The following is a 24,766-nucleotide window of genomic DNA, read 5'->3' as shown; positions in this document are numbered from 1 at the left end:
TTATTTGCCGACCGTGCTGGCGTCGAGCTTCTCCATGATGAAGCCTTGAGCCGCGGCGATGACGTCCACTGGCGTCATGGCTTTGTCGAGGCCGGAGACGCGGTCCACGATGTCGTCGGAGGCAAACGAGCCCGGCGTCACCAGTTCACGCACATAAGCGGCGTGGCGGGCTTCCACCGATACAATCTGTCCAGCAATAACCAGGTAGGCAGGCGTTTTAATGAGCTTGCCCGCGCCGTTGTAGGCGGCTACACCAAGGTCCTCGAATGCTTTGGCGGCATCGAGCACACCCAGTCTCGTGTCGGAAGCCGACTTGAGACGCTTGGTGAAGTCAATATTGGTAAAGTTTGGGGTCAGGTTCTGCAGAATCTTGCCGGGGGCATCACGGTTGATGGCCGCCTTAAAAAAGTCGCGGTGAATAGCTTCGTGCGCGGCCACTTCGTTGAAATAATCTTTCTCAATCTGCGCAAGGCCAGTTCCACCAACCGGAGTCAGGGCTTTTACCTGCGCGTAGAAAGCGGCTTCGAGCTGCTCCAGGGCGTAAGCATAGTTGAGCACACCGACGTCGCCAGCGCCGAGGGGGATGCCGTTGTTGGGAGCAACATCCTCATTGTCGTCGCTGCAGCCCGCGAGCACGAGAGCCGTAGCACCGGCCGTAGCACCGGCATACATGAAGAAAGAGCGGCGCTTGATGGGCGTGTACAGCGGCTGGGCGAACGTGGTATCGTCGGAGCCGCGGGGCTGAATTTTATCAGACATGAGCGTGGTGTGATTAAGTGAGAAATTGAAAATAATTGGGGGAAACAGTCAAATTACAAGCGGCACCGAAGCCCGATTTGCGCAGCAGCCGTCAGCCCCGATAGGGTGATTCGTGGGCAGATACGGTACTTGAGGTGCAAAAGGATTCAGTGAACCCGTATTTTTCACTTATTGAATCGTTGCTTACTTATAAATAAGGAATTGTAATTTTGTCGGAAAGGCGCATTGAAGCGTTTAGCGCTACTTTCAAAGGGGCTAATTATCGGGTGGCTATGGGGAGATTTTGGGCGGTTACTATACTGTTGCTGGGCCTGCTGAAGCCGGTGAGCAACCGGGCCCAAACGCCGCCTCAACCGGTGCCCACCACCCCCGTCCCGCCCGACGTGGCGCTGGTGCCCGGGCCGGCTACGTTGCTCGTAACGGGCGTATTCACACTGGGGTTTCGGCTGCGTGGCGGTACGTTGGGCCGGTATTCTGATTTTCCGGAGCTGGAAGGCTTTAAGAAAAGTGGAAAAACCAGCACCACCACTACGCGCATCGTGCAGGGCCGCCGCTTTGCCGACCTTACCATTACCCAACGCTACGTGCCCTACGGCGAGGGTGAGTACGTCATCAAACCGTTTCAGCTGACGGTGAATGGGGTGGTGCTGCGCAGCAGCGGGTCCACCGTGCGGGTGGGGCCGGCCGCACCCGCAAATCCCACGGCGCTCACCAAGCCCGCCAACCCTACGGCACCCCTGCAAGCCGTGGGCGACCTCGACAAGCTGTTTGGCAAGCCCAAGCCCGTGCTGTACCAGGAAGTGCCCGACCACGCCTTTATGGCCGTGGTGGCCGACCGCCCCAGCGTGTTTGTGGGCCAAGGTGTGCGGGTGGGCCTCTACTTTTACCTGCTGCCCACCGACCAAGAGCTGCTGGCCTTTCACGATTTCGACGACCAGCTGCCGCCGCTGCTGCACGAGCTGCACCAGCCCACGGCTTGGCAGGAGCCCGGTCCCGAAGCCAGCGTCACGCCCGATTCGGTGCGCTACCGGGGCCAGCGCTACCTGCGTTTTCGCCTGGCCGAAAACGTGTACTATCCGCTTACGGCCCAGCCCTTGCGCTTTCCGCCCCTGGCCCTGACCATGGTGAAATTCAAAGTGTTGAAAAAGCCCGAAGCTGGCCAGGACAATCGGCTGGCGGGCTACAAAACCTTTCTGTCGCCGGGCGTCACGGTGCAGGTGCGGCCCCTGCCCGACGCTTCCCGGCGCGGAGTGGCCGCCGTGGGCAGCTACCGGGCCGTGGAGGCCATCAGCCGGACCAGTTTCCGGGTGGGGGAGTCGTTCACTTATTCCTTTGGGGTGGAAGGCCAGGGCAACTTGTCGGCGGTGCTGGCTCCGCCCATAGCTCCGTGGCCCGGGTTGGAAGTGTACGGGCCCGAAGTGCGCGAGAACCCCACTCCCGGGGGCGGGCGCAAGTTGTTTCGCTACCGGCTGGTGGCTCGGCGGCCCGGCCTGCTGCCCCTCGACAGCCTGTTGCAGTTCATCGTATTTAATCCTGCCACGGGCCGCTACGACACGTTGCGGCCCGGCCTGCGCCCAATGGTGCGCGGCGTGGTAGCCGCAGCGGCCCCGCTGCCCAGGCCGGAGGCCGACCCCTTCTATGGCCCCGCGCTGGCCCAGGCCGACACGACGATGCAGTCGCTCGACGTGTACCGCGACGTGCGCCGCTACGCCGACTGGCTCTTGGTGGGGCTGGTGGCCGTGGCAGGCGTGGGCTGGTGGCGGGCCGGGCGGCGGCAGTAGTTTTGCGGTGGTGCGGGCCGATTATCATCCTGAGCCTGCGAAGGACCTTGTGCCGCTGCAATGTTAAGTAGGATTACTGCAAAACCGTGCTGACCTGCTAAGGTCCTTCGCAAGCTCAGGATGACAGTTGGCTCGTAATTAAAAACTAATTTTCCGCAATCTCAACCCATGTCCAATACCTTCGGCTCTCTCTTTCGCATCACCACATTTGGCGAGTCGCACGGGGCGGGCATCGGCGTCATTATCGACGGTTGCCCGGCTGGTGTGGCCGTGGATGCGGCCCACATTCAAGCCGCGCTGGACCGCCGCCGGCCCGGCCAAAGCGACCTGACCACCCCGCGCAAGGAGGCCGACACGGTGCATATCCAGTCGGGGCTGTTCGAGGGCGTGACCACCGGCACGCCCATCAGCCTGTTCATCCCCAACGCCGACCAGCGTTCCGACGACTACTCGCACATTGCGAACGCCTACCGCGCCAGCCACGCCGACTACACCTACGACGCCAAGTACGGCCGCCGCGACTACCGGGGCGGGGGCCGCAGCTCGGCCCGCGAAACGGCCGCCCGCGTGGCGGCCGGGGCCGTGGCCGCGCGGCTGCTGGCGCATTTTGGCATCGATACGGTGGCCTACGTTTCGGCGGTGGGCGAAATAGAAGTGCCCATGGGCTACGAATCCCTGGATTTGAGTCTCATCGATACCAATCTGGTGCGCTGCCCCCACCCCGAAACCGCCGCGCTGATGGAAGCGCGCATTCGGGCCGCGCAGGCCGCGCACGACACCGTGGGCGGCGTAATCACGGGGGTGGCCCGCAACGTGCCCGCTGGCCTCGGCGAGCCCGTGTTTGATAAGCTGCCCGCCGTGCTGGGCCACGCGCTGCTCAGCATCAATGCCGTGAAGGGGTTCGAGTTTGGCTCCGGCTTTGCGGGCACGCAGCTGCCGGGCTCGGTGCACAACGACGAATTTTATACCGACGCGGCCGGCGCGGTGCGCACCCGCACCAACCACAGCGGCGGCAGCCAGGGCGGCATTTCCAACGGCCAGGACATTTATTTCCGGGTCGCCTTCAAGCCCGTAGCCACGCTGCTCCAGCCCCAGCAAACCATCAATGACCAGGGCGAGGCCGTTACGTTGGTGGGCCGCGGCCGCCACGACCCCTGCGTGCTGCCCCGCGCCGTGCCCATCGTGGAGGCCATGACCCAGCTCGTGCTGGCCGACCTGCTGCTGCGCGCCCGGGCCAACCGGGTTTAACTCAATCAATGTAGGTACATTTGCAACCTCCGCGGCCCGGTCGCGGTTGTACCTTTGCATGGTCAGGTGCTTGTTGTTCGGTTGAAACCGGGAGGCAATGAGCCATTTGTGAAACTGACCGTTAATCACTGACCATTAACTACTAGCTATATGTCCGCCGTTTCCATTTACGCCGAAGCCTCTCCCAACCCGGAGAGCATGAAGTTTGTCCTCAACTCGAACCTGCTGGTCGATGGCGTGAGCGTAGATTATCCCAATCTCGAAGCCGCCGCCAACTCGCCGCTGGCGCAGGAGCTATTCGGATTCGACTACGTGGGCCGCGTGTTCATCGCCCAGAACTTCGTTACCATCACCAAAAGCCAGCCCGCGCTAGCCTGGACCCAGCTCATCCCCGAGCTGCGCCAGTTTCTGAAAAGCTACGTGGAAGCCGGTGGTCCCATTTTCCTGGTGGACCCCGCCGCTGAGCAGAAGGCCGCCCAGGCCGCTACCGCCGGCGACCCCACCCAGCAGGACGGCCAGATTGCCCAGAAAGTCATCGACCTGCTCGACAACTACGTGCGTCCCGCCGTGGAGCAGGACGGGGGCAACATCACCTTCAAAAGCTACCACGAAGGCGTCGTGACCGTGAACCTGCAGGGTTCGTGCTCCGGCTGCCCCTCGGCCACCGTCACCCTGAAGTCCGGTATCGAGAACCTGCTGAAGCGCATGGTGCCCGAGGTGCAGAGCGTAGTAGCCGAAGGCATCACGGTGTAGGGAATGAGTTAAAAGTTGAGAGTTAAAAGTTAAAAAAACCCTATCCGAGTAATCAGGTAGGGTTTTTTTAACTTTTAACTCTCAACTTTTAACTCACTTCAGCTGCGATTTGATGGTGAAATTCCTGGCTACCGTGAAGCCGAAGTAGATGTCGCCGTTGAAAATATTGCCATCGGTTTGGGGCACGAAAAACTTCTCGGTCATGCCCTTGGCATTGGTGAAATGCAGCTGGAAAACGTGGCCGCCGGTTTCAATGTCGAAGCCCAGGCCCAGGGCGTTGCGGTAATTGCGGGCGGTGTTGCCGGGCAACAGGTAGAAATAGTCGGCGGTGAGGGCCACGCGCTTGGTCAGCTTCTGGCGCAGGCCGGCCCCAATGGCGTACACATCGTTCTGCATGGCCGCGTTGGCCACGAAGTTGCGGTGAATGAGCGTGGGCATGAGCTGCACCGACAGCCCGGGGCTGAATTTCCGGGCGATGAGGGCCTGGTAAGCGTAGTCGACCCGCGAAGCGGTGTTGCGTTCCACGGCGGGGTCGGTGAAGCGCAGCGTGGTGATGGCCGCCGATGCAAACAGCGTAACCGAAACCGGCATGGGCCGCGCGCCGGTGGTTTGTTGCAGCGCCTTGTATTTCACGAAGCCATCGAACGTTTTGTCGATGTTGGTACGCCCCACGCCCACCGCCAGCCGGTTGGTGAGGCCGTACTCGAAGCTGAGGCGCAGCACGGCCTGGTCAAGCCCGAAAAACTCGTACGCGCCGCTGTTCAGCGTGCCGAAGCGGTGCTGAATGAGGAAGGCCAGCGTGCCCTGCCCCGGCGTTTCGACGGACTGCGCGTTGATAATGTGCGTGCCCTTGAACGTGGCCGCCACCACCTCGCGCCTGGTCGAGTCGACGGTCTGTTTTTCGAGGTCCGCCAGCAGGTCGGTTTGGGCGTGGGCGGGAGTGGCCAGGGCCAGTAGCCCGCTTAGCAGCAGGCCCGCGCCCAGATGAGGGGTGTAAAAATTGCGAAGCATAGAGCAGTGGAAAACGATGGGAAACTAGCGCGGCGAGCGGGCCGCATCGGCTACGCTTGGCACCGGCGCACAGGTGAGGTCTACCCGCACCGTAACGGTCTTGGCGATGTTGTCGCGCACGAGTAGTGGAATTTCGATGCCATAGTCGGCCGAGGCCACAATGAAGGTGGCGGCGGCTACCAGCTGGCCACCCTGCAGTTCCAGGCTGGCGGGCACCAGAATGCGCCGCGTCACGCCGTGCAGGGTAAGGTCGCCGGCTACCTGCACGGCGTGGGGGCCGGGCAGGGCAAGCGTGGCTGCATCAAGCCCGGCAAAACGGCCCGTAAACGTAGCCTTGGGGTACTTGTCCGACTCCAGGTAGCTCTCGTTGAAGTGCTCCTGCATCAGGGTGCGCTTAAAAACGAACCCTTTGACGGGCAATGAAAACGCCAGTTGGCCGGTGCCTAAATCGAGCACAGCGGCCACCTGCTGGTTACGTGCGTCGATGTCCTCAATGGGCGTAGCCGAGAAAAAAGACACGTGCCCTGTTTTGGTCAGGTACCGGGTTTGGGCGTGCGCCGCGCTCAGGCTCAGTAGCCACAGCACCGCTAGGAATAGCGAAAAAGGCCGTTTCATAAGCAATAGAATTAATTATTAAGTGCTCCCGCTGCCATCCAGACCTTGATGCGGATAATGTCGCACTCCGCCATTTTGGCCCGGCCCTTGGGCATGGGGAGGTAGCCTGGGGTGTGCTCGATGGAGCCCAGTATGCCGACGATTCCGTAGCGCTTAATGCTCTGATAATCGCCGAGCGCAACGCCTCCACCCAATGTAGAGGCCACATTGTTGGCATGGCACTGCCGGCAATTGGCATCAAAAATGGGCGAGATTACCCCGGCGTAGGTAACGGTTTGGCTGGTCGCATCGCAAGGCACCACAATGGGGGCTTGGTCGCCGTTGGCATAGGTGCAGCCGGCCGCACTGCCCAAAAGGGCGACAGCTCCCAGCAGCAGTATTCGGCTCAGCGCCGGAAATAAACGGGGCATAAACATCGATTAGTAATGAAAATCAAATAAGTAAGTAGGGCGCTTTCCCGAAGCTAAGCGTGAGGAAGCCGTGGATGTCGAAAGGGTGTTTCTCGCTTGGTCGCGCTTTCCGGCAGCGGTTATTGAGTTGCGGGTCCGTGCCTCAGTCGTTAGCGTTTTTGCTGCCAATATTGATGATTCAATAGCAGCGCTGCGGACTGCTACCAGTGGTGCTGGGGTAATAATAATTTCGAGTTGGCTTGCTGCCTGCTCACGATGGGTTTCTGCGAAAGCTATTTTGATAGTTCTGGAACGGGATGCGTCTGAGGAGGCTGCCAGTAGCTTGACAGCGTGGGGCTTCGAATGGTTTAGCTTAGCTGATGTAGCGAGCGCTGTGGTTTGGCCATGTCCTGCCCCCATCACCGCAGCAATAGGTTTTTCGAGCCGGGAATTAGCTTGAGTGCAGATAGTAGCCGATGACGATGAGGCCGGCATTCCGGCAGGGTGGGAGGCGCAGAATTGGAGGGTAACACGTGCAGCATCGGGCGGCGGTTGGCGGGCTTTTGCCTACCATTCGGAAGGTAAGTAAGAAGCGTTGCCTGAGCTACGTACTTAGTTGATTTTGAGATTTTCTGACCAATTGATTTAACGCGTAGGACCCACAAAAAAGGCCGCCCATCGGGCGGCCTTTTTGCAGTTGAGGATTCACGAAAAGTTCGGGAAACCCGACTAATTTCGTGCTTACACGTTCGACGTGCTTAGCTTGGGCGCGTCGCCGGGCAGGCCGGATACGTCCTCACCGGCGGCGAGGCGCTCGCGCTCCTCTTTCTTGCCGTAGGTGTCGAGGATAATCGGGGTGGCGATGAACAGCGACGAGTACGTGCCGAAAATCACGCCGATAATCATGGCAAATGAGAACGAGCGCAGCGTCTCACCACCGAAGATGTAGAGCACCAGCACCACCAGGAACACCGTCGTGAACGTAATCATCGTCCGCGAGAAGGTCGAGTTCAGGGCCGGGTTTACCACCTGGGCGAAGGTCAGCTTGGGATTCTCGCGCAGGTACTCGCGAATACGGTCATAGATAACCACCGTGTCGTTCATCGAGAAGCCGATAACCGTGAGCACGGCGGCCACGAAAATCTGGTCCATCTCGTAGTTCAAGCCGAAGAGGCGGGCAATCGGGAAGGCCGCGATTACCAGCAGCGCATCGTGGAACAGGGCCACTACGGCGGCCATCGAATACTGCCACTTCTCGAAACGGAACAACACGTACACGAAGATGCCCAGCAGCGTGAGGCCCAGCGAGAGTACCGACGTCCGCTTAATATCGTCGGCGATGGTAGCGCCTACTTTCGAGGTCGACTTGATGTCCGGCGCGTCGGCGCTGTACTGCTGCAGGCCCTGGTTGAGAGCGGCGGCTACTTTGGCGTCGGCCGCGGTGCTTTCATCCTCGGCCAGGTAGCCGGTGGTGATGCGCAGGCGGTCGGGAGCGCCGTACTGCTTCACTTCGAGGCCGGCCCCCTGGAACACGGGGCGAAGCTTGTCGGCTACGGCCGAGGCTTCCATGTTTTTGTTGAAGTCGACCACGTAGGCGCGGCCGCCTTTGAAGTCCACGCCCAGGTTCGGACCGCCCTGCACGTACATCAGCACGAAGCCCACGATGATGAAGAACGCCGAGAAAGCGTAGGCTTTCTTGCGCATGCCCACGATGTCGAAGTTCAGGTTCTTGAACAGGTTGCTCGAAATCGAAGTGCTGAAGGTCATCGGGTGGTTCTCGTTGCCCTTCACCAGCCACTCGATGATGATGCGCGACACGAACACTGCCGACAGGAACGAGGTGAGCACGCCAACCCCGAGGGTGATGGCAAAGCTCTGCACTGGGCCCGTGCCGAAGAAGCCGAGAATCACGGCAATCAGCATGGTGGTTACGTTCGAGTCAAAAATAGCCGAAAATGCCCGCGAGTAGCCTTTGTTGATGGCATCGGTCAGCGTCAGGCCGTGGTCGAGTTCCTCTCGGATTCGCTCAAAAATCAGTACGTTGGCATCCACCGACGAGCCAATTACCAGAATAAGACCGGCGATGCCGGGCAGCGTGAGGGCCGTGCCGAACTGCGCCAGCACGCCCAGAATCAGGAACATGTTGAAGAGCAGCGAAACGTCGGCTACCACGCCGGCGCGGCCGTAATACAGGGCCATGAAAATCATGATAATCACCAGGCCGGCCAGCGACGAGTACAGGCCCTGGCTGATGGCTTCCTTGCCTAGCGACGGGCCCACTACGGCTTCTTCCACGATGCGCGTGGGGGCGGGCAGCTTACCGGCTTTCAGCTGGTTGGCTAGGTCATCGGTGTCTTCCACCTGGAAGCTGCCCGTGATGCTGGTGCCACCGCCCGAAATCTCGCCCTGCACTACCGGGGCCGAAACCACATAGTCGTCGAGCACCATGGCAATCTGCTTGCCGACGTTGGCCGCCGTCATTTTCTGCCACTTGCGAGCGCCCGAGGGCGTCATGTTCATCAGTACTTCGGGCTGGCCGTTGGGGCCGAGGTCGGCGCGGGCATCGCTCACTACTTCGCCGCCCATGGGGGCCACGCCGTCGCGGGTTTTGCGCACCGGAATCAGCTCCAGGTACTCCTGCTTGTCAATGGTGGTGGGCTTCAGGCTCCAAGTGAGGGCCAGGGTGGGGGGCAGCGAGGCTTTGGCTTCGGCCGAACGCAGAATGCGGTTCATGGCCGAGGTGTCGCGCAGGTTCACGCCCAGGCGGCCGGGCATGGTGAAGAGTTTGGCCAGTACCCCGCCCTTGGCGGACGTAGCGGCCGAGTCAGCCGCCGTTTTGCCAGCCGTTGATTTCTTGGCCAGCTGCGAAGCCAGCGACGAGGAGTCGCCGGCGGCGGCCGTAGCCGTGGTGTCGGCCATGTTCAGGGTCACGGCGGGAGTAGTTGTGGCCGCGACGGCCTTGGCTGCCAGCTGCTGGTCGAGCTGCACCAGGTACGGCCCTACCTCGTTCTGATTCCACACTTCCCAGAACTCCAGCTTGGCTTGGCCTTGCAGCAACTTGCGCACGCGGTCGGGGTTGTCCACGCCGGGCAGTTCAATCTGGAGGCGGCCGGTGCCTTTCACGCGCTGAATGCTGGGCTGGTTCACGCCGAACTTGTCGACGCGGGTACGCAGGATGTTGAACGAGCGGTCGATGGCTTCTTCCACTTCCTTGTCAATCGCGCCAATCACCTTCTCGTTCGAAGAATTGATGTCGATGTTGCGGCTCTTGTTGGTCGTGTTGGCGAAAATGGTAGCCAACGGCTTGCCGGGGGCATTCTGCTGATACGCCTGGGCAAACAGCGCCGTGAACGGCGTGCCGGAGCTGGTTTTCTGGGCTTCCTGGGCCTGCTCCAACGACTTGTTGAAGGCAGCGTCCTTGCTGTTGCCGCTCATGGCGCGCACAATTTCCACCGGCGAAACTTCCAGCGTGACGTGCATGCCGCCCTTCAGGTCGAGGCCGAGGCCGAGCTCGCTCTGGCGCACCTCGCGGTACGTGAACGGGCCAAACACCGGCGCGCGCCACACCGAATCCAGATAGTGCTGGCGCACGGCCTCGTTGAGCTTGCCGTTGCGTGTGGCGTAGGCCACGGCCTTGCTCTGCACCCCACGCGATATGTAGGTGAAGAACAAGAAGTACGCGCACAGCGCCGTCACAATGACGGTGAGGGCGATAATAAATCCTTTGTTACGCATTTGGTTGAGTTATGAATTTTGAGTTAGTAGTTATGAGTTTGATGCGGATAGACGTTGTGAGCCAAAGTAGTGAGGGAGGCCCTGGCAAAGCGAAAACCTCGCTCCAGCAGCCAACTCATAACTTTTAATTCACAACCCATAACTCCCTTTAGGGGGCCTGCGGCGACAGGGCCACGGCCAGCAGCCGCGCCCGGAACACCTCGCCGGCCCGGATGCCCGCCCGCAGGCGCGGCACGGCCAGCGCCTGGCGCAGGGCCGGCAGCCACGCGGTGGCGGTAGTAGGGGTAGGCAGCCAGGCCTCGGCCAGGGGAGCCACCAGGTATTTCACCGCCGCAGTGGCTTCAAAAAGCACCTTTTGTTTCACTACCGTGGCCTTCGCTACGCGGGTTTCGCCCTTGCCCACGGGCAGGCGCAGCACGCTCACGGCACGCTGGTTCAGGCCCAGCACCAGCAGCACCGTAGCGGCGAGCAGGGCAAAGCGGAGCGAGAACCAAAAACGAGAGAGCAGAACCGGCATGGGTATAAACGGGGTCTGCAAAGATACCATTTTGACGCGAACGGGCGCAACAGGCCCAACGTGGCATTTCCCAGCCCCAACCAAACGCTTATTTCAACGCCTCAAACGCATACTGCGCATCGGTCCAGAACGCATCCAAGGCGATGAGCCGGGGCTTGAAGAACGAAATCAGGGCCGGCCAGTCGTCACGGCTGAACAGGTTGGCCGGGGCCAGCTCGGTATAAATCCGGCTGAGCGGCAGGCCGTTGGCATCGGTGGCGTCGGCCTCCCAGGTCCAGGTTTCGCCCAGCGTTTCGTGCAGCAGCGGGCGCAGCTCCTGGAACTGCTCCCAGAACAGCTCCCGAATGCCCGCGTCCGGGTGTAGCAGATCTATGGCTATGCTGGCCCGGCGGTTGTCGGCCTGCATCCGGAAATACACGTGCTTGACGCCGGTTTTGTAGTTTATCCAGTTGGTCGTGTCGCCCTCGGCCGAGGGCACCGGGGCCATATACTGCCCCAGCGCCGTCCAGAACGCCTGGCGGAGCTGGGTAATTTCTGCTTTGCTATACATTCATCAAGGAAAGGATGCAAAGAACACAAGGGAAGGATAAAAAAACGTCATGCTGAGCGCAGCCGAAGCATCCCTGTCGCGCAAGTAATTATTACTTACCCAGTAGGGATGCTTCGGCTGCGCTCAGCATGACGGACTGCGTGTGTGTTGCTCCTGGCAAATCTATAGGGGCGTGGCCCACCAGCCGGCTTCGTTGCTCTGAATGGCCACGCCGCCGGCGCTCTGGTAATACTCTCCTACGCAATCCCGAAAGCCGGAATTATTCGTGCTGGCGAAGCAAACGGCGCGGTCGGCTAGGGGCAGCGGGCCGGTGTGCATGGTGAAGACGCTGCCCCGCGCGGCTTTGGTGATGATGAGGTAGGTGGTCTCGCTCAGCTTGGGTAGCGTCGCGTCGAACATCTGGTTGTAGCCTTTGTCGGGGGTTATTTCGCCGCGCAGCGAGGCGTTGCCCGGCGGATGTTGCAGCACGCCAGTCTGGCCATTCTTGTCACAGCTCACGAGTCCGGCAAAGGCGATAAGCGCTGCCAGGCGCAAAACAGGGATAGTAAGGTGCTTCATAGCATTCAGGAAGAGGTGATTGCCTCGGCAGTGGAGGGCACAAGCCTGTGCTGTTCTCACTCCTCAGCTTTAATTAACCTATGCAATATAATCTGTTTTTACTTATATTTTATCATATCTCGAAAAAAGACAAATAAAAAAGCCCCACCAAGTGGGGCTTTTTGTACTTCTCATGAAGTGGTTTGCGTTTCCGCGTCGGCCGGATTTTCGCAAACCACTTCGTGACGGGTACCACTAGTGAAAATTGCGTTTCAATGCGGCCAGCATTGGCTAAAGTTGGTCACAGATTTTGCTTTTCAGAAAGCCCACCAGCACCTCCAGGCCCTTTTCGAAGTGGCGGTTGTTGGGAATCACGATGTCGGCGTAGTGCTTATACGGAGCAATAAATTGCTCATAAGTTGGGGCCACGTGGTGGGTGTAGCGGTACAGCACATCGGCCAGGTCATAGCCCCGCTCGTCGCGGTCGCGGATGATGCGGCGGTGCAGTTTCACATGCTCCTGAGCATCGATGTACACCTTAAGGTCGAGGAGTTTGGCAATCTCCTCGAAGTGAAACACGAAAATGCCCTCCACCACCACAATAGGGGCGGGCCGAAACACCAGCTCCTGCGGCGTTACGGCCGCGTTGTTGAACGTGTATTCTTCGCGGCGCACTTCGCGGCCCTGGCTAATGCTGAGCACATCGGCCGCGTAAGCCGCGGCATCAATGCTGGCCGGCAGGTCGAAGTTTTCCACGCCCATGGCGTCGCGTAGCTGCTTCTCGCGGGGGTGGTAGTAGTTGTCCTGCGAAATCAGGCAAATCTGCTCTTCGGGAAACGCGGCCAGGAGCCGGCGCAGAAAGGTGGTTTTGCCAGAGGCGCTGCCGCCGGTGATGCCAATTAGATACGGGGTGTGCATAGCAGGCAAAGGTAAGGCAGCAATGAGATAGGAGGTCGCCTGTCATCCGGAGCTTGCGAAGGACCTTATCACAGGTCTGCCATTAGATTACTGCCAAATGTTCTGGCGTAGTAAGGTCCTTCGCAAGCTCAGGATGACAGACCGGTTCTTTCCTCATTTAAAAATGCCAGCAGCCCGGCCACGGCTCGGGCCCGGTGGCTGATGGTGTTTTTTTCGGTGCCGCTCATTTCGGCGAAGGTGCGGCCGTCGCCTTCGGTGGGGGCAAACACGGGGTCGTAGCCAAAGCCACCCGCGCCGTGCGCTTCCTCGGTGATGTGGCCGGCCACTTCGCCCGCAAACTCGTGCACCGGGCCGTCGGGGCTGGCCAGGGCCACCACCGTGCGGAAGCGGGCTGAGCGGTCGGCTGCGCCGTTCAGCTCCTGCAGCAGCTTGGCCACGTTGTCGGCAGCCAGGCGCTGGGGACCCGCGTAGCGCGCCGAGTACACGCCGGGTGCGCCGCCCAAGGCGGTTACCTCCAGGCCGGTGTCGTCGGCGAAGCAGGCTACCCCGTAGTTATTCAGCACGTACTCGGCTTTTTGGCGGGCGTTGCCGGCCAGCGTATCCTGCGTCTCGGGCAGCTCTTCGTGGCAGCCGATGTCGGCTAGGCTCAGCAGCTTGAGGCCGGGCGGCAGCAGCGGGCGGATTTCATCGAGCTTGTGGGCATTGTTGGAAGCGAAGCAGAGCTGAGCGGGAAGCGGCATTTTTGCGATTGGTGATGGGAGGAGCAGTGGTTGGCAGAAAAACAGCGCGTCATGCTCAGCATGACGCGCTGTCAAATTGTAACAATGAGCAAAAAAGATTTCTACCGGAACATCGACTTGATGGTACCCCACGAGCGCTGCACGGCGCTGGGCGTTCCGGTCAGAATGGTGAGGTAGGCCTGGTCGCCGTTGGGGCTACGGACCAGGAGGCGGTAGGTGTAGGGGCCGCTGCCGGCAGCCGGCGTGGTGTTGTTGCCGGGCAGTGCGCGGTACACGTTGATATCGGTGAACTGGTAGCGGCGCTGGCCGGTAGGCGTCACGGTAGTGACGGCCGTGTAGCTGGTTTCGTTGGAGGCTTTGCGCGACAGCTCGAATCCGTTCACATCGGTCTCGGTGCTGACTTCCCATTCTACGCGCACGCTGGTGCCGTCGTAGGCCGCGGTGAAGAGCGTGAGGGTAGCGGCCAGGGTTACGGCTACGCTGCATAGTACCAGCACCAGCGTGGCGAGGCCCGAACGGCAAAAAGTACGGCGGACGAGTACAGCTTTTACCACGTGCAGCGGTGCGGCCCCAAGTGTGGGCCGGATTCAAATGTACAATGTTTTTAGAAAGGCAACAAGCTCAGCCGCACGGGGTGGCAGCGCCCGTTGACCGGAAAATATTGGGCCCACGGTTGGGTATTTCCGAGCTAAGCTGTACTTTTGCAGTCCCTTCCGCAAAATCGGCAGGGTTCAACCGGTAAAACCGCACCCTCGATATGAAAAAGGACACCCACCCCGAGTACCAGGAAGTCGTTTTCCAGGACTCCTCTTCGGACTTTAAGTTCATCACGCGCTCCACGATGAAGCCGACCGACACCATTGTGATGGAAGACGGCAAGACGTACCCGCTGGTGAAAATCGAAGTTAGCTCCGCTTCGCACCCCTTCTATACCGGCAAAAACATGTTCATCGACACGGCCGGTCGCGTGGAGAAATTCCGCAGCCGCTACGCCAAGAAAGAGCAGGCCAGCGCCAACAAAGAATAGCTTGTTATCAGCTGGCAGCTTTTGGCTGTTAGCCGCTAGCTTTTTGAAAACTCCTTTCGGTTCGGCCGGAAGGAGTTTTTTTTGGCCTTTTGCCAAGCCCGCTGCCGTAATTTCGTTTTTGAAAAAAGCTAACAGCCACCAGCTATTAGCTACCAGCTAAAGCCCATGCACATCCTGCTTTTCGACGACCCGGCCATCCGGCCGCACCTGTTGCCATTCACCTTCACCCGGCCCGTGGCGGCGCTGCGCTGCGGCATTCTCACGCTGGCCGAGAAGTGGCAGCGGCACCTGGCCGCGCCCACCGTGGGCTACCTCACCCAGCCGTATCTGCAGGCCAAGTTCCCGGTGTGCGCCGACGGCGTGGTGACCGGGCCGGCGCTGGTTATCAACGGGGCCGTGTGCCCCGATGCGGTGCTGGTGAAGCAAGTGCAGGCGCTGCAACCCGGCCAGGGCCTGTATTGCGATGACCTGCTGGTAGCCGCCCACCTGGCCGATGCCACCCACATTGTCGAACTGGTGCAGGACGGATTAGCGGAGGAAATTCAAGTGGCCGAGCCGGTTACGGTTATAAGTCGGCCGTGGCACTTGTTTCTGCGCAACGGCGTGGAAATCCGCCGCGACTTCGCCCTGCTCACTAAGGGCCGCACTTCGCAGCCGGTGAACGACGCGCACACCATTGTGTACGGGGCCGAAAACATCTTTATTGAAGAAGGCGTGAAAATTCGCGCCGCCATTCTCAACGCCGAGGACGGCCCCATTTACCTGGGCAAGAACTCGCAGGTGCACGAGGGGGCCATCATCAAAGGTCCGCTGGCGCTGTGTGAGGGTTCGCACATCAACGCGGGCGCCAAAATGCGCGGCGACAACACCGTGGGGCCGTTCTCGAAAGTGGGCGGCGAAGTGGGCAACAGCATCCTGCTGGGCTATGCCAACAAGGGCCACGACGGCTACCTCGGCAATTCGGTCATTGGTGAGTGGTGCAACCTGGGGGCCGATACCAACACGAGCAACCTCAAAAATAACTACGCGCCCGTCAAAATCTGGAGCCACACGGCCCACCGTTTTGTGGATACCGGCCAGACCTTTTGCGGTCTGATGATGGGCGACCACAGCAAGTGCGGCATCAATACCATGTTCAACACCGGCACGGTGGTGGGCGTGGGGGCCAATATTTTCGGAGCCGGTTTCCCGCGCACTTTCATCCCGAGCTTCAGCTGGGGCGGCGCGGCCGGCTTCGAAACCTTCAAGCTACCCAAAGTGAACGAGGTGGCCGAGCGCGTGATGGCCCGGCGCAGCCTACCGTATGATGCGGTGGAGCAGGGGATTATGAAGGTGGTGTTTGAGGCAACGGAGGATGATAGAGCTTGGGAGAAGGTAAAGTCATGACCTTCGCCTCTATTCCCAACCAAGCCGCTGTGAAGCAGCTGTTGCGCCAGTCGGTGCAGCGGCAGCACGTGGCGCACGCCCAGCTTTTTCGGGGGCAGGAAGGTGGCGCAGCGCTGGCGCTGGCGCTGGCTTACGCCCAATATCTGAACTGCGAGGCCCGCGCCGCCGATGCCGACGACAGCTGCGGCCACTGCCCGGCCTGCACCAAAACGGCCAAGCTGGCCCATCCCGACCTGAACTTTATCGTGCCCGTGACCACCACCAAAACGGTGAGCAAGGACGCGGTGAGCAGCAAATTTATGGGCGAGTGGCGCGCCTTCGTGCTCGACAATCCCTACCAGGGCCTCAACGACTGGATGCAGCACATCGGGGCCGAAAACAAACAGGGCAACATCTCCAAGGACGAAGCCGTGCAAATCCTAAAGCTGGTGAGCTTAAAGGCTTTCGAAGCGCGGTTCAAAATCGTGATTCTCTGGCTGCCCGAGCTCATGCACCCCGCCGCCGCCAACGCCGTGCTGAAGCTGCTGGAAGAGCCGCCGCCCGCCACCATTTTCCTGCTGGTATCGCACGCCCCCGAGCAGCTGCTGCCCACCATCATCAGCCGGGTGCAGCCGGTGGTGGTGCGCCCGTTTTCGGAGGATGATATCACCGCCTACCTGCGCGACCACTACCACGTACCCGAGGTGAAAGCCCGCCAGGTGGCGCAGCTGGCCGATGGCAGCCTGGGGGCCGCCCTAGCCAGCCGCGACAGTAATGCCGACCACGACTACTTCGAATTCTTCCGCGACTGGATGCGCCTCTGCTTCAACCACGGCAGCAAGGCAGCCGATATTCTGAAGAAAAGCGAGGAATTCCAGAAGCTGGGCCGTGAAAACCAGAAAGAAATGCTGGCCTACTCGCTGGGCCTGCTGCGCAAGGTGCTGCTGTTCGGAATCGACCCGAAATTTGTGCCGCACCTGGCCAACGGCGAGCAGCAATTCGTGACCGGATTTGCCAAGTTTGTGACCCCGCGCAACGCCGACTTGCTGACCAAAGAACTGACCGATGCCCACTACCACATCGAGCGTAATGCCAACGCCAAGATGGTGTTTATGGATAGCTCGTTGCGCCTGGGCGGGTTTTTGAAAATCTGACCGTCATGCATCATCCCGTCATGTCGAGCGTAGCCGAGACATCTCGCTCGCATCATCCAACGATGGTTTAGTTCAGCACGCGAGATGTCTCGGCTACGCTCGACATGACGAGTTTAGACATGACGTTCTTAATCTAATAAAACAATCTTTCCTATGACTATCCGCCTCGCCACGCGCGCCAGCCGCCTCGCCCTTTGGCAAACCGAACACGTCGCCAGCCTGCTGAAAGCCGCCGGTTTTGCCACGGAAATCGTGCCCATGCAAACCACCGGTGACGCGGTGCAGGACCGTAGCCTGGCTAAAATCGGCTCCAAGGGGGTGTTCACCGAGGAGTTGGAATTGAGCCTGCTCCGGGGCGAAACGCAGTTGGCCGTGCACTCGGCCAAGGACGTGCAAAGCAGCATTCCGCGCGAACTGGAGCTGCTGGCTTTTCTGGAGCGCGAGCAGGTGAACGACGTGGTGCTGAGCTACGACGAAAAATTTTCTCTCGACAAGCCGGGTATCTTACTGGGCACCAGCAGCACCCGCCGCAAAGCGCAGCTCCGCCGGTTCTACCCCAACGCCAGCACCGCCGAAGCCCGCGGCAACCTCCAAACCCGCCTGCGCAAGCTCGAAGAAGGGCAATTCGACGCCTTGGTGCTGGCCTACGCTGGCGTGCACCGCATGGGCTACGAGCACCTCGTGCGCCACACGCTGCCCGCCAATCAATTTGTGCCCGCTACCGGCCAGGGCAGCATTGCCATCGAGTGCGCCGCCAGCCTAGATGAAGACCTCAAAGCCCGCCTCAAAGCCGCCCTCGACCACCCCGCCACCCACACCTGCCTGCTGGCCGAGCGCGCCTTTCTGCACACCATGGAAGGCGGGTGCAGTATCCCGTCCTTCGCGCTGGCTACGCTGGATGGCCACGGCCGCTTGCGCCTGCACGGCGGCCTCATCAGCCTGAGTGGCGAAGAATACGTGGAAGAAATCCAGACTGCCGAAACCGCTGCCGAAGCCCACACGCTGGGTGTTTCCGTCGCTGATGCGGTACTGGGGCGCGGCGGGCGCGAAATCCTGGCCAGCATCCGCGAGCACCGGGGCTAGAAGTTGCTTTTGAAATGCCCGCGAGCTCGCATGGCCCCGCCTGCACAAAGACGCCAGCCCGTGGGCTACGCTGTCGGCTGGCAACGGTGGTTACGGCCGCGAAGCAAATAAGAGTATTTTTGCTTTCCATCCGCTCCAAAAAATACGTGTAATGACCCAGCAATTTCACCGCGTCGGCCTGTGGCTATTGGCTTTGATATGGTTGGCCGGCCCCGTGCTCGCCGCCAAACCCGATAAGCCCGCCAAAAAAAGCAGCAAGGACGAAGTCGTGACCATCAGCACGTCCCAGGGCACGATTCGCCTTATCCTCTTCGACGACACGCCTTTGCACAAGGCTAATTTTCTGAAGCGCGCTCAAAGCGGGGCCTACAACGGCACTACTTTCCACCGCGTCATCGACGGCTTTATGATTCAGGGCGGCGATACCAACACCAAGGATGCCGACCCCAGCAACGACGGTCTGGGCCAGGCCAGTGAGGGTACCATCCCGGCGGAGCTTGGCCCGGGCCACCAGCACAACTACGGGGCCGTGGCCGCCGCCCGCATGGGTGGCCCCGTCGGCACGCCCAGCAGCAGCACCCAGTTTTACCTGGTCGAAAACCACGATGGCACCCATTTCCTCGACGGCATGTACACCGTTTTCGGCCAGGTAATCCAAGGCCTGGACGTTATCGACAAAATAGCCAAACTGCCCAAGGACGGCCGCGACCGTCCCACCATTGAGGCGAAGATGACCGTGAAAGTGGAAAAGCTGAAGCGGAAAAAAATCACCAAGCTCTACGACTATAAGTACGAGTAAGCAGTTGCAAAAGGGCCCGTTGCCCACCTGGAAAATGAAGGTCTTGCTCACGGGTTCCAATGGCCTGCTGGGCCAAAAGCTGGTAGCGCTGCTGCGTGAGCAGCCCGGCGTGGCGCTCGTGGCTACGTCGCGCGGTCCTAACCGGCTGGCCGACCTCTACCCCGACCTGCCCTACCGGACTATGGACGTGACTAATGCCGCCCAGGTGCAGCTGCTGCTGGCCCAGGAGCAGCCCACGCACGTCATTCACACCGCGGCCATGACCAACGTGGACGAGTGCGAGCTCAACCACGCGGCCTGCTGGCTGCAGAACGTGACCGCCGTAGCTAACCTGGCGGACGCCTGCGCCCAGCACGATATTCACCTGACGCACCTCAGCACGGATTTTGTCTTCAGCGGCGAAGCGGGCCCGTTGGCGGAAGATGCCGTGCCTGCACCCATCAACTTCTACGGTGAAAGCAAGCTGGCCGCCGAGCAGCTGGTGCAGGCCAGCGCGGGCCGTTGGGCCATTGCGCGCACCGTCCTGGTGTACGGCGTGGCCCATCACTACGGCCGCACTAATCTGGTGCTCTGGGTGCGCGATTCGCTACTCGCGGGCAAGCCCATCAAGGTAGTGAGCGACCAATGGCGCACGCCCACCTTGGCCGAAGACCTGGCCCAGGGCTGCTGGCTACTGGCCCGGCAAGCCGCTCAGGGTGTTTATCACCTCAGTTCCGATGAGCTGCTCACGCCCTACGCCATGGCGCTGCGCGTGGCTGCGCATTTTGGCCTCAATGCCGGCCTGATTGAGAAAGTTGATGCCAGCACGTTTTCGCAACCCGCCCGGCGACCGGCCCGCACCGGTTTTCTCATCGGCAAAGCCCAACGCGATTTGGGCTACCAGCCCCACACATTTGCCGAAGGCATTGCCTTAGTCAGTGCTCAAAGTGACGCAGAGAGCAAAAAAAACCCGCCGGGGTAGACGGCGGGTTCAACTCAACAAGGGTAGCTGGTGAGTGGTAGATACTAAATAGGGGTAGCTATAGTATACTGGATTGGTAGATGGAGCTAGAACAACTATGGAGTTTGAGGAAGTTGGACGGGAAATAATGGAAGGAAAATAGGAATTACGATTGGGCCCAGACGCCTACCAGCAAGCCACCTACCAGCACAGCCGTGTGGCCCAGTAGGGCCGCCTCGCCCAGCGCGCGGGGCACTATCATACCATCGGGCGTTACGAAATCAACACCCATGGAAATAGGGCGAGTGGCTGGGGTCGAGGCTTTAGCGCGACGAGGCGCGCCCAGCGACGGATAAACGAGAAGGTACATGGCAGTGGGTAGTAAGAGAAGTAAGGAAACATGCCACTCTTTAGGGAATCGGAATTCCCTAAAGACAATACAATATTACTGTCGTATTCTGTCCGAAAAAAGGACACTACAGTTAGAATTGCGACATCGTAAACCAACTGTTTGTAGCCGAAAAGCATAAGTATTTACCTGGAAATAGTAGTTGTAAGAACAAGCTAGCAGGTGATAAATTTCATTTACACCTAACTATCAGTTTATTGAATAAAAATATTATTGCAGTTACTTTGAGCACGATTCCCGGAAAATAACTCGATTTGCGACATCTGTAAAATAGAGTGATTGAATAAAAGCGAGTAACCAAGAAGCTGTTTGCGTTTGCTAAAACCATTCTGAAACGGTCATGCTCATCTAGCGTCCGCTTGTCGAAGCATCTCCACCGCTTCGCTTGAGCCGGTGCAACGAAGCGGTAGAGATGCTTCGACAAGCTCAGCATGACCGTTTTATTAACTCAAACAGCTTCTGAGCGGTGCTTTGCCAACGGGAATAGCTCGGTGCTATCAGGCCGCAACAGGCTGTTGGCGGCTCAGATTTAGGAGGCTTAGAATAGTGAATATTAGGCAGATGGCGGGAAATAAGAACAGCCACCAAGCTGCGGGTTCTTGGCGCACAGTACTCAGCAGTCGTCCCCAGCTGGCAACTTCGGGGGGCAGGCCAACGCCGAGAAATGACAGCGTGCTCTCCAGGCCCAGTAAACTGGCTACGCTGAGTGGCATAGCCGTGCGCAAGGGCTGCAAAGCGTGCGGGAGCGCATGCCGAAACCAGACCTGAAAAGCGGGTAAACCAGCTGCGTGAGCTGCTTCCACAAAGGGCAACTCTCGAATGCGCAGCATTTGGGCCCGCACCAGCCGCGCCGGATGCGGCCAGGCCGTGAGCGTGAGCAGCCCCAGTAGCCCCGCCGATGATACACCCGCACCAGCCGCCACGGCTACCACCAGTATCAATCGGGGAATGGTATCGAGCGTGGTGGCCGTGCCCATTACTATGGCATTGATGGGTACGGCCCACGTGGGAAAGGGCCGTTGGCGCAGCCTGGCTAGTGCCGCCACAACCAGTCCCCCAGCCGCTATTACCAGGGCCAGGGTTGGTATGGGCAGGCGCAGGGCCCACCACGCGCCACCGGTTGCCAGCAGCCAGTAGGGCACGGGCAGCCGAGCTTTATTGCCCCAAAAACCTGCAGCACCACCTGCTAAGGCCCCCAGCAGCGCCGAAAGCGCAGCCGCCGGCAGGGTGAGCAGCACGGCCGTGCGGGCCCCGAATACCAGCACGCTCAGCACATCGCGCCCCTGGGGGTCGGTGCCAAGCCAGTGCTGGCTGGTGGCGAAAGGTGGCTGGGCTATATGGGCCAGGTCGGGCACGCTGGGCAGGTAGGGCAGCGGCAGCACCCCAGCCAGCCCGGCGACCAGGACCACCAGCGCCAGCCAGACGCAGGCCGCCTTGTGCGACCAGGAGCGCGACCCTGAGCTTAGACGTGCCAACGGATGCGGGGGTCAGCCCAGAAATAAAGTACATCAGCCAGCAGCAGGGCCAGCAGCCGGGCCGTTCCCGTGAGCAGCACGCCACCTACCAGCACCGGGTAGTCGCGGGCGGCGGCGGCAGCGGCCAGCAAGCTCCCCATGCCGGGCAAAGCAAATACTACCTCGACGACGACGGCCCCCGCCACCAGTGCCGGAAGCAGCTCGGCCACCTGCGTGAGGGTGGGCAGCACGGCGTTGCGAAAAGCGTGGTGCCGAATGACTGCCCCTTCGGCCAAGCCCTTGGCGCGGGCAGTGGTGGCATAGCCCGCTCGCAGCTCGTGGCGGAGGGCGGTGTCGAGCTGCAAAGTAAGTTCCGGAAGCGCGGTGATAACCAAGGCGGTGACTGGCAGGGCAAGGTGCAGCGCATACGTGGCAACGCGGGTCCAAAAGTCGGCGTCCGTATCCAGCGCTTGGTCGAAGCCATAGGCCGGAAACCAGTCCAATGCTTCCGGATTGGCCAGTAATAGAAGCAAAGCCAGCGCCACCAGAAACAGCGGCAGGGCATGCAGCCCCGCCAGCGCAGTCCGCACGGGCCGCTGCCACCAAGGGCCCGCGGCGAGGCGCCGCGCCAAAAAAATAGCCGCCAGCACCGCCAACGCCGCCGCGGTGCCGGTGAGGGGCAGCGTGAGAGTCAGCGCGTTACTCAACTGGGTGGTTACGGCCTGGCCCGTACGAAAAGAAGTGCCCAAATCGCCGTGCAGTAGCGCTATTGCCCAGCGATGGTACTGATTGCGCCGGCCGTTCCAATGCCACTGCCCTGGGTGCGCGGCCGGGGGACGGCTCAGGTAAAAAAGCGGCAAGCCCGCACCTAAGCGTTGGAGAATAGCCCGGGTAGTGGCCTGCTGCTGGGTGGCCGAGGGGTTTGCACTACCGCTCATGGGCAGGTCGGCCGCGTCGGGCGTAGCCATGCGGGCAGCTCCGCTCAGGTCGTGGTGGCTCAGCAGAAATATGCCCGACGCCAGCGCCCACACGGCCAGTCCCGTCCGGGCCAAGCGCCAGAATACCAGCCAATTCATGCGCTAAGGAAGAGGAGTAGACGTAGGGGGGCGCTCAATGGCAGCAACCGTATAGCCAGGTTTGAGGCTGTTGACGTGTAAGCCAGTGAGGCCGCGCCCAGCTGCTACGCGAGTGGACACAAAAAAGAGCGGAACCAAAGGCGCCTCCTGCTGCATAAGCGCCTGAAAGCGGTGCAGGAGCCGCGCGCGGCGCGCGGGGCCATTGGCCGCCGCAATGGCTTCGATGAGCCGGTCGGCGCGGGAGGAGCTGAAGCCCGTGGAGTTGCCCGCCCCAACACCCAAGGTGTGCAAAATAGGCGTGAAGTTGAACACAAAAGGGTTGCCCATCAGTATCCGCACATACACATCGAAATCGCCTTCCTGCAACGCCTGCGAAAAAGCGCCCGACTCCGTGGGCAGCAGCAGTACCGGAATGCCCAACTCCGCGGCGGCCGCCCGAAACTGCAGCGCCACGGTGGCAAAAACATCTTCGTTGGCACGGTAGCGCACCCTCAGTTGCAGATGTTGGCGCGTGGCGCTTGGCCCCGGTCGGTACCAGCCCCCGGCCGGGCCGGTGGTGCGGCGCCAGCCTGCCTGGCGCAACAGGCTGGCCGCACCGTTCAAATCGAACGGGATGAGGGCCAGGCTGTCGTTGTAATTAATACGGTCGGAAGGACTGATGATGCCCACCGTGCGCTGGCCGTCGCCCAGCTGAGTAGCGCGCAGCAGGGCCGTTGCGTCGAAGCATCGGCTCAACGCCTGGCGGGTAAGCGCATCGGCTAGTATCGGCCGGCGGGTATTGAAGCCCGCCGTTACCACATTGTGGGAAAGCGCCGTGTAAAAACGCAAGCCCGCCTGGGCCGCAGTTGAGTGGCGCAGCCGGTTAAACTCCCGCGCTGGCATCAGCGGGTACACATCCAGCTCGCCGCCCCGCAGGGCCAGCGTGGCCGTGGCCGCATCGGGGATGATGACAAAATCCAGTTGTTTAGGCTTCGCCTGCAGCACAAAGGGCACGGGCTGCAATTGGTCGGCCCACCAGTTGGGCTTGCGCTGAAAGCGCAGGTACCGGTCCTTTTTCCACTGCGTGAGTCGGTAGGGGCCGCAGCCCGGCCATGCCGCCAGCGCGGCGGTGCCTGCGGCCAGGTACCGCCGCGCCACTGCTTGCAGTCCCGAATCGGCGGGTGCGGTATTGGGGCGACGCTGCAATTCGGCCAGCGAGTAGCGCCGTAGGGTTCCCTGAGGGTCCAGCGCCGCTTCGGACTGCACAAAAAAGTCGCCCGAGGCGTGGGCGTACTCCGGGGATTGCCCTTGGCAAACCAGTATGAAATGCTGCGGCGATTTCGGGTCCGTCAGCACGGCCTGCACGAAACGGTATTGGTTCCGGATGCTCTCGTTGGGCAAGCCCGGGCAGAACATTAGCTTAAGGCTGAATTCTACGTCGCGGGCCAGTACCGGCCGGCCGTCGTCCCAGGTTGCAGCGGCTCGGATGTGGTAATCCAGCCGTGTTAAAGAGTCCCCAACCAAATAAACCGATGGCAATGCTTTGGCCAAGGAAGGGACATTCTCATGTTTTGTGGCGTCGGTCTGCAGTAAGCTGAGGCCAAGCAAGTTATTGGCATCGATGGACGCCTGATTTGGCGTCTGCATCGGGTCCAGGGTTTCGGGGTCGTGGGACCAGCGTATCCGGACAGCTTCAACTCTGCGCTCTTTGTCTTTACACCCTGCCAGACAAATTATTATAGCAGCCCAAAGCAGCGCTATAATCTGGAGATGTTGCTTTGGTCGGGACACTTATCTGGAGCCCCCTTAATCATGGGTTGGCGGCAAGATAAGTACAAAATGTTGGCGGGTGTTTAAGCCACAATGTCGCCGCCCCAGCCGCTGCTGCCGCCCGCGGCAATGTCGCCGCCCCAGCCGCTGCTGCCGC

24 protein-coding genes are annotated in these 24,766 nt (G+C 60.6%); 9 read left to right on the top strand and 15 right to left on the bottom strand.

Annotated elements, in window-relative coordinates:
- The gene (locus IEW17_RS06040; RefSeq protein WP_188561139.1) at nt 1–759 is read right to left on the bottom strand and encodes a ferritin-like domain-containing protein; all 759 of its coding nucleotides are present in this window, start codon (nt 757–759) and stop codon (nt 1–3) included.
- 272 nt (nt 760–1,031) lie between these two features.
- Here IEW17_RS06040 and IEW17_RS06035 point away from each other — a divergent pair, with 272 nt between their 5' ends.
- The 3 genes from IEW17_RS06035 to IEW17_RS06025 all read left to right on the top strand — a co-directional run bounded on the left by IEW17_RS06035 (nt 1,032) and on the right by IEW17_RS06025 (nt 4,541).
- The gene (locus tag IEW17_RS06035; protein ID WP_188561138.1) at nt 1,032–2,540 is read left to right on the top strand and encodes a BatD family protein; all 1,509 of its coding nucleotides are present in this window, start codon (nt 1,032–1,034) and stop codon (nt 2,538–2,540) included.
- Nucleotides 2,541–2,708: 168 nt separating this feature from the next.
- Complete coding sequence (gene aroC / locus IEW17_RS06030) at nt 2,709–3,788, top strand: chorismate synthase (RefSeq protein ID WP_188561137.1); 1,080 nt, start codon at nt 2,709–2,711, stop codon at nt 3,786–3,788.
- 150 nt (nt 3,789–3,938) lie between these two features.
- Nucleotides 3,939–4,541, top strand: coding sequence for a NifU family protein (locus tag IEW17_RS06025; RefSeq protein WP_188561136.1), 603 nt, complete (start codon nt 3,939–3,941; stop codon nt 4,539–4,541).
- A gap of 93 nt (nt 4,542–4,634) precedes the next feature.
- Here the strand turns inward: IEW17_RS06025 and IEW17_RS06020 are convergent, their stop codons facing one another.
- From IEW17_RS06020 to IEW17_RS05975, 10 genes are all read right to left on the bottom strand, one after another.
- The gene (locus IEW17_RS06020; RefSeq protein WP_188561135.1) at nt 4,635–5,552 is read right to left on the bottom strand and encodes a DUF5777 family beta-barrel protein; all 918 of its coding nucleotides are present in this window, start codon (nt 5,550–5,552) and stop codon (nt 4,635–4,637) included.
- Between the two features lie 24 nt (nt 5,553–5,576).
- Nucleotides 5,577–6,167, bottom strand: coding sequence for a YceI family protein (locus IEW17_RS06015; protein ID WP_188561134.1), 591 nt, complete (start codon nt 6,165–6,167; stop codon nt 5,577–5,579).
- An 11-nt stretch (nt 6,168–6,178) separates the two neighbouring features.
- On the bottom strand, nt 6,179–6,577 hold the full coding sequence (locus IEW17_RS06010) for a hypothetical protein (protein ID WP_188561133.1): 399 nt from the start codon (nt 6,575–6,577) through the stop codon (nt 6,179–6,181).
- Between the two features lie 720 nt (nt 6,578–7,297).
- Nucleotides 7,298–10,291: a protein translocase subunit SecDF gene (gene secDF / locus IEW17_RS06005; RefSeq protein ID WP_188561132.1), complete on the bottom strand. Its 2,994-nt coding sequence runs from the start codon at nt 10,289–10,291 to the stop codon at nt 7,298–7,300.
- A gap of 148 nt (nt 10,292–10,439) precedes the next feature.
- On the bottom strand, nt 10,440–10,808 hold the full coding sequence (locus IEW17_RS06000; RefSeq protein ID WP_188561131.1) for a hypothetical protein: 369 nt from the start codon (nt 10,806–10,808) through the stop codon (nt 10,440–10,442).
- Nucleotides 10,809–10,896: 88 nt separating this feature from the next.
- On the bottom strand, nt 10,897–11,358 hold the full coding sequence (locus IEW17_RS05995) for a DUF4268 domain-containing protein (RefSeq protein WP_188561130.1): 462 nt from the start codon (nt 11,356–11,358) through the stop codon (nt 10,897–10,899).
- Between the two features lie 162 nt (nt 11,359–11,520).
- Entirely contained in the window at nt 11,521–11,916 is a 396-nt protein-coding gene (locus tag IEW17_RS05990; protein WP_188561129.1) for a hypothetical protein, read from the bottom strand.
- A gap of 270 nt (nt 11,917–12,186) precedes the next feature.
- On the bottom strand, nt 12,187–12,813 hold the full coding sequence (locus tag IEW17_RS05985; RefSeq protein WP_188561128.1) for a uridine kinase family protein: 627 nt from the start codon (nt 12,811–12,813) through the stop codon (nt 12,187–12,189).
- A gap of 128 nt (nt 12,814–12,941) precedes the next feature.
- On the bottom strand, nt 12,942–13,553 hold the full coding sequence (rdgB, locus tag IEW17_RS05980; RefSeq protein WP_188561127.1) for an RdgB/HAM1 family non-canonical purine NTP pyrophosphatase: 612 nt from the start codon (nt 13,551–13,553) through the stop codon (nt 12,942–12,944).
- A 101-nt stretch (nt 13,554–13,654) separates the two neighbouring features.
- Nucleotides 13,655–14,107, bottom strand: a complete 453-nt coding sequence (locus tag IEW17_RS05975; protein WP_188561126.1) for a hypothetical protein — start codon at nt 14,105–14,107, stop codon at nt 13,655–13,657.
- A 203-nt stretch (nt 14,108–14,310) separates the two neighbouring features.
- Here IEW17_RS05975 and IEW17_RS05970 point away from each other — a divergent pair, with 203 nt between their 5' ends.
- The 6 genes from IEW17_RS05970 to IEW17_RS05945 all read left to right on the top strand — a co-directional run bounded on the left by IEW17_RS05970 (nt 14,311) and on the right by IEW17_RS05945 (nt 19,942).
- Entirely contained in the window at nt 14,311–14,580 is a 270-nt protein-coding gene (locus IEW17_RS05970; protein ID WP_168672421.1) for a type B 50S ribosomal protein L31, read from the top strand.
- 165 nt (nt 14,581–14,745) lie between these two features.
- Complete coding sequence (locus IEW17_RS05965; RefSeq protein ID WP_188561125.1) at nt 14,746–15,966, top strand: GlmU family protein; 1,221 nt, start codon at nt 14,746–14,748, stop codon at nt 15,964–15,966.
- A complete protein-coding gene (locus IEW17_RS05960) occupies nt 15,963–17,099 on the top strand; it encodes a DNA polymerase III subunit (protein WP_188561124.1) in 1,137 nt (378 codons plus the stop codon). The genes IEW17_RS05965 and IEW17_RS05960 overlap by 4 nt, the downstream gene beginning before the upstream one ends.
- Before the next feature lie 153 nt (nt 17,100–17,252).
- The gene (gene hemC, locus IEW17_RS05955) at nt 17,253–18,182 is read left to right on the top strand and encodes a hydroxymethylbilane synthase (RefSeq protein ID WP_188561123.1); all 930 of its coding nucleotides are present in this window, start codon (nt 17,253–17,255) and stop codon (nt 18,180–18,182) included.
- Between the two features lie 151 nt (nt 18,183–18,333).
- Nucleotides 18,334–18,981: a peptidylprolyl isomerase gene (locus IEW17_RS05950; protein WP_188561122.1), complete on the top strand. Its 648-nt coding sequence runs from the start codon at nt 18,334–18,336 to the stop codon at nt 18,979–18,981.
- A gap of 34 nt (nt 18,982–19,015) precedes the next feature.
- Nucleotides 19,016–19,942, top strand: a complete 927-nt coding sequence (locus IEW17_RS05945) for an SDR family oxidoreductase (RefSeq protein WP_188561121.1) — start codon at nt 19,016–19,018, stop codon at nt 19,940–19,942.
- Between the two features lie 145 nt (nt 19,943–20,087).
- Here IEW17_RS05945 and IEW17_RS05940 read toward each other — a convergent pair whose 3' ends face one another.
- From IEW17_RS05940 to IEW17_RS05925, 4 genes are all read right to left on the bottom strand, one after another.
- Nucleotides 20,088–20,291 (bottom strand): hypothetical protein, encoded by a 204-nt coding sequence (locus IEW17_RS05940; RefSeq protein ID WP_188561120.1) that lies wholly within the window; start codon nt 20,289–20,291, stop codon nt 20,088–20,090.
- A gap of 536 nt (nt 20,292–20,827) precedes the next feature.
- Nucleotides 20,828–21,805, bottom strand: coding sequence for an ABC transporter permease (locus tag IEW17_RS05935; protein WP_188561119.1), 978 nt, complete (start codon nt 21,803–21,805; stop codon nt 20,828–20,830).
- Nucleotides 21,793–22,860, bottom strand: coding sequence for an ABC transporter permease subunit (locus tag IEW17_RS05930; protein WP_188561118.1), 1,068 nt, complete (start codon nt 22,858–22,860; stop codon nt 21,793–21,795). Before IEW17_RS05930 ends, IEW17_RS05935 begins: the two co-directional genes overlap by 13 nt.
- A gap of 3 nt (nt 22,861–22,863) precedes the next feature.
- A complete protein-coding gene (locus tag IEW17_RS05925) occupies nt 22,864–24,363 on the bottom strand; it encodes an ABC transporter substrate-binding protein (RefSeq protein WP_188561117.1) in 1,500 nt (499 codons plus the stop codon).
- Between the last annotated feature and the right edge of the window lie 403 nt (nt 24,364–24,766).

This window comes from Hymenobacter frigidus (assembly GCF_014640435.1).
Taxonomy (GTDB): Bacteria; Bacteroidota; Bacteroidia; order Cytophagales; family Hymenobacteraceae; genus Hymenobacter; species Hymenobacter frigidus.
The sequence above is the reverse complement of the archived record's forward strand: the minus strand, read 5'-3'. Positions and strand labels throughout refer to the sequence as shown.